The sequence below is a fragment of the Dokdonella sp. genome, assembly GCF_041395345.1.
GTDB lineage: Bacteria > Pseudomonadota > Gammaproteobacteria > Xanthomonadales > Rhodanobacteraceae > Dokdonella.
Map to the genome: position 1 here is coordinate 28670 of NZ_JAWLAR010000019.1, position 11872 is coordinate 40541.

The window sequence follows — 11872 nt, forward strand, 5'->3', positions numbered from 1 at the left end:
CGATGGAACAGGTCGCGTCATGGATATCTGCAGACAACAGCTTCGCGCTGCTGGCCGTCTTCTTCGCCATCGCCGCGATCGCCACGACGATCGAGAAGACCCGAATCGGAAGGCGCGTCAGCGGCGTCATGTTTGCCATCGCCATGGCCATGGCCCTGGCCAATTTCGGTGTCATTCCGTCATCAGCGCCGACCTACACGGTGATCTGGACGCTTCTCGTGCCGATGGCCATCGCCCTGTTCCTGATCCGCGCCGATCTGGTCAGTATTGTTGTCGAGGGAGGGCGAACCCTGATCGTGTTCGGATTCGGCGTCATGGGCGTCATCGTCGGCGCCTGGCTCGGAACGCTGCTGCTCGATCTGGGTACTTACGAAGCCGAGTATGCCGGCGTATTCAGTGCCACCTATGTCGGTGGTTCTCTCAACTTCGCTGCAGTGGCTGAAGCGATCGGTTTTCGCGATGCCAGTGCGCTGGCTGCCGGGGTTGCGATCGACAACGTTGTCGGAATTTGCTATCTGCTGTTCGTCGGCGCAATGGCGGGCAATGCGCTCTTCCAGAAGCACTTTGCCTGGCGCGCGGATCGCCTCGGCACAAGCAGTGGCAGCGTCGTCACGCAGGCGCGTGCCCCGACAGTTCTTGATTTCTCGGTGTCGCTCGGATTGGCGGCGCTGGCCTGCGCAGCCGGCGACGCCTTGGCGAGCCTTTTTGGCCAGCCCAGCTACGGCATCCTTTTCGTCACCGCCATCATGGTGGCCGTGGCGACCCTGGCTCGGCGCTGGCTGAGCGAGATTGCCGGTCCCGAACTGATCGCAACGCTTTTCATGTACCTGTTTTTCGCCATGCTCGGTGCCGGTGCCGACCTGACGGCCCTGCTCGACGCAGCGCCGGCCCTGTTCGCCTACGTACTGTTCATTTTTTTCGTGCACGTCGTCTTCGTGATGGTCGGTGCGCGCCTGTTCCGGCTCAACCATGCCGAAATCGTGATTGCCTCGGCCGCATGCATCGGCGGGCCGCCGATCTCGGCCGCGTTCGCCGTGCTGTTCGGCTGGCGACGTCTGGCCGTGCCGGCGGTGGCGATTGGCGTGCTGGGCTATGTGCTGGGCAATTTCGTTGGAATCGGTCTGTTTGAATGGGTCGGGCCCTGATCGCTCCGATGGACCCATTCCGACTTTTTTCGATGATTGGGTTGACATTTCTCTGATTAGGACGATTATGTCCTGCATCGTGTCCGAGAGTCCTCCGATGCCGTTTGAGCCCCGCCTCAAGAGTCGCCGCGCCGCCCTGAAAATGCTGGCTACCGGGACAGCCGCGCTTGCATTGCCGGGATTCGTCGATTCGGTCGCGCAGGAGTCGGCGCCGCCACGGAAGCAGCAAGCGACCTGGCGAGACTATTCGCCGCGAGCGCGTGCCATCGTCGAGCGCGCCCTGGTTATCGACATGCTGGCATTGCCGGCACTTGATTTCCGACCCGAAGCCTACGCCGGTCAACTCGATGCCGAGGACGTTGCCATGTTCCGTGGCTGCGGAATCACCGGCTTTCACAATGCCATCGGCATCGGCGGTCCGGAAGCGCACGAAGAGGTACTGCATTTCCTTGCGGCCTGGCAGGGTTTCGTGGGGCGCAATTCGAATCTGTTCTGCGTGGTCGACAAGGCCACCGATCTCGATCGTGCCAAGCGCGAGGGCAAGGTTGCGATCATCATGGGCGTGCAGAACTCAGAGCATTTTCTCGAGCCCGCCGACGTCAAGGATTTCTACCAGCTCGGCCAGCGTTGCTCCCAGCTCACCTACAACAGCCAGAACCTGATCGGCAGCGGCAGCACCGATCGGGTCGATGGTGGGGTCAGCGATTTCGGCGTCGAGATCATCAAGGCGATGAACGAAGTCGGCATGCTGATCGATGTCTCGCACAGTGGAGATCGAACCACGCTGGATGCGATCGAGCTGTCCGCACGCCCCATCGCGATCACGCATTCCAATTGTCGCGCACTGGTCGACCACCCCCGCCTCAAGACCGACGATGCCATTCGCAAGCTGGCCGAGAAGGGCGGCGTCATGGGAATCACCGGGGTACGCATGTTCGTCCGCGACCAGGACCCGACCACGGTCGAGCACATGGTCGATCACATCGAACATGTGGCCAGGCTCGTGGGCATCGAACATGTCGGCATTGGATCCGACGCTGACCTCAATGGCTACGACGACATGCCGGCCGACCAGCTCAAGCAACTTCGCGGCGCCTACAAGGCCAGCTACGCGTTTCGCGACAAGATCGACATCGACGGTTTCGACCATCCGAAGAAGGTGTTCGACCTGGCCGAGTCGATGATCCGGCGAGGTTACTCCGACAGCGACATCGCGCTCGTGCTGGGCGGCAACTTCCGTCGATTGCTGGGGGAAATCTGGGTTTGAAGCCAGGACAGCGGGGCATCAGGGGGAAACAGACCATGAACCATTCAACTACAAGAGGCGATCGCGCATGAACATCCGTCAATCCAATCCGGCCTGCCGGCGCATGCCGTTGGTCGTTGCCATCGTGGCAGCCCTGACCTGGCTACCCGCCGGCCAAGCGCTGGCCCAGGACAATCCGGCTGTGAGATCCGGTGCCGAGACCTCGGACGAACTGGATACGGTCGTCGTCACTGCCAACAAGCGCGAGGAAGACATTCTCGAAGTCCCTTCGTCGATCAGCGTGATCAACGAGGAACAGATCGAGAACCTGCACGCGACCCAGCTCAGCGATTTTCAGGCCACGGTTCCGGGCCTCTATATCAACAGTGATGGTTCGCCCGGACAGGTGGGCGTAACCCTGCGCGGTATCTCGCCGCTCTCGTCCAGCGCGACGGTAGGCACCTATGTCGACGAAATTCCGGTGGGTTCCAGCGGCCTCTACCAGGCAGCCCAGGTTTTCATGCTCGACCTGCTGCCCTATGACATCAGCCGCATCGAAGTGTTGCGCGGGCCGCAAGGCACCCTGTATGGCGCCAGTACCATGGGCGGCTTGCTCAAGTACGTGACCGTCGAACCGGACCTGGTCAACTACGATTTCCGAGTTGGCGGCGGCTTGTCCAGTGTCGAGAACGGCGACAGCCTGGGCTGGAACTATCGACTCGGCGCGAACCTGCCGCTGATCCAGGACAGTCTGGCGCTGCGTTTCAGCTACGCCCAGAACGAGATTCCGGGCTACATCGACAATGAAGTCAATGGTGACGAGGCCATCAATGGCGGCAAGCAGACCAGCATCCGCGCCAACCTGCTCTGGCAGACCGACAACGTCAGCTTCGATCTGCTCGCCATGCGCCAGACCATCGATTCCGAGAACAACGCCCAGGTCGCACTGGATCCATTGACCTACGAGCCGCTCTACGGCGATCTGGTCAACAGCGTCTATGTCAACGAGCCGTTCAAGAAGGATGTCGACCTGTACGCGGCCACGATCGACTGGGATCTGGGCTGGGGCAATTTCATTTCGGCCACCGGCTATACCGACATGACCACGAGGAATCGTCAGGATACAACGCTTCTTTATGGCGAATTCACCCAGGTGCTCGGTCTCGAGGATCCGGGCAGCTCCTACTTCGACACCGATTTTGATTTCGACAAGTTCACTCAGGAGTTTCGACTTGCGTCCAAGGATGACGGTCCATTCGACTGGATGACCGGCTTCTTCTACACGAAGGAAGAGGGCACGCAGTCGCAGGACCTCAAGCTCAACCAGCTGGATGGAATGCCGCTGCCGCCACCATTCGACGAGGTTGCGGGTACGCTGGCCATTCTCGAGATACCCAGCACCTACAAGGAAACGGCGTTCTTTGCCAATGGCGGCTATCGCTTCAATGACCTGTTCAAGCTCAGTGCCGGCATTCGCTACGCCGAAAACGATCAGGACTTCTCGCAGAACGTCACGGCGGGCCTGCTTCTTCCGATCGGCGAGACTCCGAACAGTTCCTCGGAAGGCGTATTCACCTGGAGCCTGAGCCCGCAGTTCTTCCTCAACGACGACAACATGCTGTATGCGCGCATCGCCACGGGCTACCAGCCCGGCGGCCCGAACGTGATTGTCACGGGTCTGCCCCCGGCGGTCGACTCTTCGACCCTGACCAGCTACGAGATGGGCCTGAAGTCACAGTTGGCCGACAATCGCGTCATCCTTGAATTGACCGGCTTCTATATCGACTGGACCGATATCCAGGTGGCCTCGGTGGTCGACGGCATTTCCGGTCTGGTCAATGCCGGCAAGGCGACGTCACAAGGCATCGAGTTTTCGAGCGTATTCAAGGTTTCCGAGCGCTTCGACCTCGGCCTGAACGGTGCCTACACCGATGCCGTGCTCGACGACGACTATCCGTCGATCCTGATCCCGGACGGTGCCGGTCCGGACACTCTGGTCGAGATCATCAGCGGCCAGGCCGGCGATCGGTTGCCGTACGTGCCGAAATGGTCATGGTCGGCCACGGGCGACTACTACTTTCCGGTAGGAAACGGCTGGACCGGGCATCTCGGTGGTGCCTTGCGCTACATCGGCGACCGCGATTCCGGTACGACCGACACGCAGAACATCTATGACACTGCCACGGCGCCGCCCACCCTGCTGGTGTCGGACGTGACCGATCCACTCACGCTCGACAGCTATTGGGCACTCGATCTGAACGCCTATTTCGCCAACGAGAACTGGACCCTGCGCGCCTACGTCAAGAACGCAACGGATGAGCGCGCCTATCAGAGCATCTCCGATATCACGAGTGCGGTGACAGGAGTGACCAACAAGCTGATCGCCGCACCGATCCAGCCGCGCACGTTCGGCTTCGAGGTCGACTACCGCTTCTGACACCGGGTCCCTGGTTCGCAGCAAGGGTCGGTCCGCTGACGTGCCAACGTCGTCGGCGGGCTGACCTGTCAATTCACATTCCAAAGGAAAATCCATCCGATGCGTGCGCTCTCCCTGGCCCAGAGTTCGGTGGCGACGACATTGCAGCAGCCCTACCTGCTGTTCCTCGGCGATGTCACGGAATTGGCCTATGCCAAGACCGCCCTGGGCCTGCGCGATTGGGCCGGTGATCTTTGCATTGGCGAATTCACCTGTCCCGGGGCGACCGTCAGCACCGGCCTGCCCACATTGACTCCGGCACAGGCACGATCCGCCGGGGCCCAGTCGATGGTGATCGGTGTGGCGAACGCTGGCGGGGTCATTCCGCAAAAATGGATTCCGGCACTGACCGAGGCACTGGAAGCAGGTCTGGACCTGGTCAGCGGAATGCACGTACATCTGGAAGACGTGCCACAGCTGAAAGCGGCGGCCTTGCGTCACGGCTGCCGCCTCGTCGATGTGCGTCGTCCGCCGGCTGGCATCCCGATCGCCAGCGGCAGGCCGCGCAGCGGCAAGCGCCTGCTTACCGTGGGCACGGATTGTGCGTTGGGCAAGAAGTATACGGCGCTGGCGCTGGCCCGCGCCTTCAGGAAGCGCAATATCGACGTGGATTTTCGAGCAACAGGACAAACCGGAATCCTGATCGCCGGCAGCGGCATTCCGATGGATGCCGTTGTCGCGGACTTCGCGGCCGGTGCCGCCGAAATGCTGTCTCCGGCTGCGGACGCCGGGCACTGGGACGTGATCGAGGGGCAGGGTTCGTTGTCGCATCCGGCCTATGCCGGCGTTTCCCTCGCCTTGCTGCACGGCAGCCAGCCGGACGTATTCGTGGTCTGCCACGCGCCAGAGAGAAAGGTCATGCTGGGCTTTCCCGATTTTCCGATGCCCGAAGTCGAAGACACCATTGCGCAGACCATCCTGCTCGGCAAACGCACCAATCCGGCGATCCGCTGCGCTGGTGTCAGCCTCAATACTTCCCAGCTTGACGAAGCCAGCGCCAGCCGACTGATTGCTTCGGAGTGCGAGAGGCTCGGCTGTGCGGTGGCCGATCCCGTCCGGGGAGGCGCCGCGTTCGAGCAGCTGGTCGACGCGTGTCTCGCCTAGGAGATCACGCAGGCAGCATGCGAGCGCCGACATGAGTGTCGGCTCGTCGCGATTCCAGCGTTTCCTGTTGCCGGGTCTGGCATTCAAGTCCGTCGTCATCGGTGGCGGCTACGCAACCGGGCGCGAGCTGGCCGAATTCTTCCTGCCCAGTGGCCCGCAAGGCGGAATCATGGGAATGGTCTTCGCCATGCTCATCTGGAGCGTCGTATGCGCATTGACCTTCATGTTCGCGCAGGCAACCGCTTCGTTCGAGTACCGTGCATTCTTCCGTGCCTTGCTGGGTCGGTTCTGGCCGGTTTTCGAGTTTGCCTATCTGATTTTCATGGTCCTGATCCTGGCCGTGTTCGCGGCGGCTGCAGGGGCGATCGTCGAGGCCATGACCGGGTTGCCAGCACTGGTCGGAACGCTGATGCTGATGTTCGGGATCGGCCTGTTTTCCGCATTCGGCAACCTGCTGGTGGAACGACTGTTCCAGTGGGCCTCGTTCTTCCTCTACGCCGTGTACGCGCTGTTCCTGATCTTCACCCTGACCTCCTTTGGCGATCGCATCGCCGACGGGTTCGCCCTGCAGATCGACGCTGAAGGTTGGGCAGCCGGTGGTCTCACCTATGCCAGCTACAACATCGTCGCTGCGGTTGTGATCCTGCCCATTGCGCGGCATTTCACCTGCAGGCGCGATGCGATGATTGCCGGTGTGCTGGCCGGTCCGCTGGCAATGCTGCCGGCGATCCTTTTCTTCGTTTGCATGATTGCCTGGTTTCCGCAGATTGCGGGGCAGGCCTTGCCCTCCGATTTCATTCTCAGGCAGCTTGATCGTCCCTGGTTCCACATCGCGTTCCAGTCGATGATCTTCCTTGCCCTGCTTGAAAGCGGCGTCGGCGCCGTTCACGCCATCAACGAGCGCGCGGCTGCTGCCTGGCAGCAGCGCAGGAATGCAGCCATGCCGAACAGCCACAGAATCGTCATGGCTACGATCGTGCTGATTGGTTCGGTGTTCGTAGCCGATCGCTTCGGCCTCATTGACCTTATCGCCAGGGGTTACCGCGCACTTGCATGGCTGTTTCTGTGCGTCTACGTCCTTCCACTGCTGACCTTCGGTGCCTGGCGCCTTTGGTGCACACGCGGCGGCGCGAATGCGCTGCAATCCTAGTTTCTTTTACGAGGAGATTCCCATGCCCACCCAATTCCGCGCCCTGCCAGTCTTCTGCATTGCGAGTGCTCTGGTGTGGTCTGCATTCGTGTCGGCGGCGCCTCCTGCCGATCTGGATGCCCGCATCAATACCGTCATTCGCGAGCAGGGCGTTCCCGGTATGGCCGTTGCCATCGTCGAGGAAGGCAAGACGGTCGTCGCCAGGGGATACGGCGTCCTCAAGCTGGGGTCCGGTGAGCCCGTCGATGCCGATACGATTTTCCCGATTGGTTCGGTCAGCAAGGCATTCACCAGTGCGGCGCTGGCCGTGCTCGTCGATGACGGCAAGATCGACTGGGATGATCCGGTCGTCAATCATCTGCCCGGCTTCCAGATGTATGACCCGTGGGTGACTCGTGAAATCTCGATTCGCGACCTGCTCGTGCATCGAAGCGGCCTGGGCCTGGGCGCCGGCGACTTGTTGTTTGTTCCGCGCACGTCGCGCAGTCGCGAAGACGCTGTTCATCGACTCCGCTACATCAAGCCGGCGACCAGCTTTCGCAGCGGCTACGCCTACGACAACCTGCTCTACATCGTTGCCGGACAGCTGATCGAATCGGTCAGTGGACAGACCTGGGAAGCGTTTGTTCGGGATCGCCTGCTCAAGCCGGCCGGCATGAACGACTCGACCACGGAGTCCGTTGTGCGATTCGCACGCGAGAACCGCGCGCAGCCACACGCCCGTCTCGATGGAAAGATGCGCGGCATCGGCAATCAGGAAGTGCTCGACGAGAAAACCAGTGTCATCTCCGACGCGGCCGCCCCTGCTGGCGGCGTGTTGTCCAGCGCCAACGACATGGGGCGCTGGCTGGCGATCCAGCTGGGGCATGGTGCGCTGCCTGGATCAGGCGCGGACCAGCCACGATTGTTCAGCGAAGAAGCAGGGCGGGAAATGTGGACACCCCAAGTGCTGATACCGATCCGGCAATTCCCGGAGCCGATTGCCGATGCCACGCCGCAGTTCTCGGCCTATGCCCTCGGCTGGGACGTGGAAGACTATCGCGGTACCAAGATCATCACGCATGGCGGCGCCGTATTCGGCGCTCAAACGCTGGTTGTGCTCGTTCCGCAGAAAGACGTCGGCTTCTACCTGCAGATCAACTCGGAAGATGGCGTGGTGTTGCGCGGCATGATGAATGAACTGCTTGACCACTACCTTGGTGCACCGTCACGCGACTGGGTTTCGGATTTCGCGACCTACAAGAAGGAACGGGTCGCCGCTGCACTTGAAGCGCTGGATGCGCTCGCGTCGGAGCCGGTCGCGGCGAAGCGCTCGCGTCCGTCGCTTGCACTCTCGGGATATGCGGGGACCTTTGCCGATCCCTGGTACGGTCCTGTCGAAATCACGCAGCAGAAGGGCAAGCTCAGGATCAACTTCACCCTGAGCCCGGGCATGATCGGTACGCTTGAACACTTTCAGTACGACACCTTCCGCACGGTCTGGGACGACCGCACGATCGAAAACGCCTATGTCACGTTTGCGCTGGATGCCGAAGGGAAGGTGAGTCAGATCACGCTGAAGGCGGTCTCGCCGCTCGCTGACTTCAGCTATGACTACCAGGATCTGCTGTTGAAGCCGGTTCCAGGCCCCTAGAGCCGAGGGCAGGGGCACCAGGTCGGACAGTATCGCGAGCGCTCGTGATTCCTGTACCTGCAATCGACGGATTGGCGCGCAGGAGGTCAGCGCGAACGGATATGCGGTTGGCCTCGCCGATGCAGAATTGAACGGCGGCTCAGGCAGCGCCGATTGTGTCCCGCCTCAGGCCGCTACCTGTCGCGGCAGTCCGGCGATGGCTTCCACGCGCGCACGTGCGACATCCATCGAAGGATGGAATTCCAGGCTTGGCGGCGCATCGACTTCATCGGTCGACCACCAGGTCAGCGCGTAATTCCCGTCTGGCCAGGGTCCGGATATTCCGGCGACTGGAATGCTGTTGACGACTGCCACGGAGAGCACGCCGTCATAGCGTGATTCCCAGCCGATGATCGAAGCAGGCTTGGTTGCCTTGTGCCTGGCGAAGCTGAAGATGCTGCCCATGATGTTCAACCCCCTGATGGTTGATCGTTCTTGTCTCTCACGATCAGGACAGCAATCGCCGTGCCAAGCTGGGGCACGTGGCGCGGGGCCAGAAGGCTGCAACGACAAAGGCTTGCAAGTGTCTGTAATTGCACTGGTTAAGGCAGCACCCCATGCCAGAACCGGCCGTACGCGATGAAGAATGCAGTCACCCGCGAATCAGGCAGCGAACAAAACTGTCAGGCCGCGACAACCAGCGCCCGCCACTTCAGCGTGCAATGCCTCGCAGCGTTGACACGCGCGGACCGTCGCCCCGATTCGCGTCCGCCCCTCGCGCACGGATTGCGCAGCCGGCTGTGCCGCGGTGAGTGATCGCCTGCGCGGAAAACGCTGTACGGTAGCGGACACATTGGGCCTGCTTTTGGTCCGATCGAACCCAACAACCGCTACGTATTCAATGTGTTACGTGTGTCCTCGAATGCTGGCACGGGTCCTGCTCAAGCTTGGCCATGGATATCGCACGCCCCGAACTCAAGCAACGCAAGCGCCGCCGCCAGGTCCTGATGGGCAGCGCCATCGGAATCACCCTCATTGCCGCCGCCGCCGGCCTCATGGCGCTGGGACCGGCCATGCCGTCGGTCGAACGCAGCAGCGTGCTGGTCGACGTGGTCAAGCGCGGCGAGTTGCTGCGCGAGGTGCGCGGGCCAGGAACCCTGGTGCCGAAGGAGATTCGCTGGATATCCGCCGAGACCCCGGCACGCGTCGAGCGCATCCTGGTCAAGCCCGGTGCGGCGGTGGACGCAGACACGATCATTCTCGAGCTGAGCAATCCGGAGGTGGATGACCAGTTGCTCGCGGCTACCTCGGCCCTGGTTGCCGCGCAATCGGATCTGGCCGCGCGCCGGACCGAACTGAAATCGCGTCTTCTCGACCAGCAGGCAGCGCAAGCACAGGCCAAGACCGACTACGAAACAGCGCGCATGCAGGCCGAGTCCGAAAAGTCCGTGGCCGAGAAGGGCATCATTCCTGCCGTGCAGTATCAGAAGAGCCTGGTCGTGCTCGAGCAGCTCAAGTTCCGTGTCGACATCGAGCAGCAGCGCGTGGCCGAGTTCAGGCGCAATATCGAAGCGCAGATGTCGGCCGAACAGGCACGGCTTGACCAGCTCGCCAATACGCGCGACCTGCGTCAGCGCCAGGCCGATGGCCTCAAGGTACGCGCCGGTATAGCCGGCGTGCTGCAGCGCGTGCCGGTCGAGGAAGGCGCCCAGGTCGCTGCCGGCGACAATCTCGCACGCGTTGCCCGGCCCGGAGATCTCATGGCCGAGCTGCGCATTGCCGAAACACAGGCCAAGGACATCGTGATTGGCCAGCCTGCTCGCATCGACACGCGCAATGGCATCGTCGGCGGCAAGGTGCTGCGCGTCGACCCTGCCGTGCAGAATGGCACGGTGCAGGTGGATGTCGAACTTGAAGGCGAGTTGCCCAGCGGTGCGCGACCTGATCTTTCCGTCGACGGCACCATCGAAATCGAACGCCTTGCCGATGTGCTCTATGTCGGTCGTCCCGCCTTTGGTCAGCCTGATTCGGAAGTGCGCCTGTTCAAGCTGGATGCCGATGATGTGGCGGCGCGGGTTCCGGTCCAGCTCGGCCGGAGTTCGGTCAATCTCATGGAAATCCGCAATGGCTTGCAGGTGGGAGATCGCGTGATTCTTTCCGACACCAGCGCCTGGGACCAGAACGACAGGATCCGTCTGGACTGACATGAAGAGAACGTCAAACATTTTTTGCTGTAGGAAACGGCTTCAGCCGTGATGCGTTTGTTCCTGATGCGCAACAAAGCGTATCGCGACCAAGGGAAGTCCCGTTTCGGGACGGCTGACTCCGCTCCTACAGAATAGCTTGAGCATCACTCGTCATTCGAATCAAAAGGGCAGACACCCATGACCGCAATCAACGAATCGCTGATTCACCTCGACAACATCCAGAAGGTGTTTCTGACCGACGAGGTCGAGACTCACGCGCTGGCCGGCGTGCATATCGACATCGCCCAGGGCGAGTACGTATCGATCACCGGGCCATCAGGCTGTGGCAAGTCGACCCTGCTCGCCATCCTCGGCCTGCTCGATACACCGACCGACGGCAGCTACACACTGAACGGTCGCCAGGTTGCCGATATCAATGCCAGCGAACGGGCCGCCATCCGCAACAAGGAGATCGGTTTCGTATTCCAGGCGTTCAACCTGATCGGCGATCTCTCGGTTTTCGAGAACGTCGAATTGCCCTTGACGTACCGGGATGGCGTGTCCAAGGCGGAACGCCGCGACCGCGCGGTTGCGGCCCTGGAGCGGGTTGGCATGGCCCATCGCGTCAAGCATTTCCCGGCTCAGCTCTCGGGCGGCCAGCAGCAGCGCGTGGCCGTGGCACGCGCGCTGGTTGGCGCACCATCCATCCTGCTCGCCGACGAACCGACCGGCAATCTCGATTCCAAGAATGGCGAGGCGGTCATGGCCTTGCTGGACGAGCTGCACAAGGCCGGGTCGACCATCTGCATGGTCACCCATGATCCGCGCTATGCGGATTTCGCCGATCGCAAGATCTTCATGTTCGACGGCCGGGTCGTCGACGAGGAAACCATGCACCGCTTGCGCCACGAGGAAGACCAGCGGCTCGTGCGTCCGGCGCGCATCGGCTGAGG

At 61.7% G+C, this 11872-nt stretch carries 9 protein-coding genes; 8 read left to right on the plus strand and 1 reads right to left on the minus strand.

Going from position 1 to position 11872, the window contains the following annotated elements; translation table 11 throughout:
- Positions 1-2: 2 nt before the first annotated feature.
- The 6 genes from R3F00_RS15585 to R3F00_RS15610 all read left to right on the plus strand — a co-directional run bounded on the left by R3F00_RS15585 (position 3) and on the right by R3F00_RS15610 (position 8754).
- Positions 3-1145: a DUF819 family protein gene (locus R3F00_RS15585; RefSeq protein WP_371282722.1), complete on the plus strand. Its 1143-nt coding sequence runs from the start codon at positions 3-5 to the stop codon at positions 1143-1145.
- Positions 1146-1242: 97 nt separating this feature from the next.
- Positions 1243-2412 carry a dipeptidase gene (locus R3F00_RS15590; protein ID WP_371282724.1) on the plus strand — a complete coding sequence of 390 codons (1170 nt, stop codon included), beginning with the start codon at positions 1243-1245 and terminating at the stop codon, positions 2410-2412.
- A gap of 67 nt (positions 2413-2479) precedes the next feature.
- The gene (locus R3F00_RS15595) at positions 2480-4828 is read left to right on the plus strand and encodes a TonB-dependent receptor (RefSeq protein ID WP_371282725.1); all 2349 of its coding nucleotides are present in this window, start codon (positions 2480-2482) and stop codon (positions 4826-4828) included.
- Positions 4829-4927: 99 nt separating this feature from the next.
- Complete coding sequence (locus R3F00_RS15600; protein WP_371282726.1) at positions 4928-5971, plus strand: DUF1611 domain-containing protein; 1044 nt, start codon at positions 4928-4930, stop codon at positions 5969-5971.
- A gap of 31 nt (positions 5972-6002) precedes the next feature.
- The gene (locus tag R3F00_RS15605; protein ID WP_371282727.1) at positions 6003-7121 is read left to right on the plus strand and encodes a hypothetical protein; all 1119 of its coding nucleotides are present in this window, start codon (positions 6003-6005) and stop codon (positions 7119-7121) included.
- A gap of 22 nt (positions 7122-7143) precedes the next feature.
- Positions 7144-8754, plus strand: coding sequence for a serine hydrolase (locus R3F00_RS15610; protein ID WP_371282728.1), 1611 nt, complete (start codon positions 7144-7146; stop codon positions 8752-8754).
- Between the two features lie 165 nt (positions 8755-8919).
- On the opposite strand, the gene R3F00_RS15615 is transcribed toward R3F00_RS15610, so the two are convergent.
- On the minus strand, positions 8920-9198 hold the full coding sequence (locus R3F00_RS15615; RefSeq protein ID WP_371282729.1) for a hypothetical protein: 279 nt from the start codon (positions 9196-9198) through the stop codon (positions 8920-8922).
- A 488-nt stretch (positions 9199-9686) separates the two neighbouring features.
- On the opposite strand from R3F00_RS15615, the gene R3F00_RS15620 reads away from it, so the two are divergent.
- Both R3F00_RS15620 and R3F00_RS15625 read left to right on the plus strand, forming a co-directional pair.
- Positions 9687-10937: an efflux RND transporter periplasmic adaptor subunit gene (locus R3F00_RS15620; protein ID WP_371282730.1), complete on the plus strand. Its 1251-nt coding sequence runs from the start codon at positions 9687-9689 to the stop codon at positions 10935-10937.
- 180 nt (positions 10938-11117) lie between these two features.
- Positions 11118-11870, plus strand: coding sequence for an ABC transporter ATP-binding protein (locus R3F00_RS15625; protein WP_371282731.1), 753 nt, complete (start codon positions 11118-11120; stop codon positions 11868-11870).
- The last annotated feature ends 2 nt before the right edge of the window (positions 11871-11872 follow it).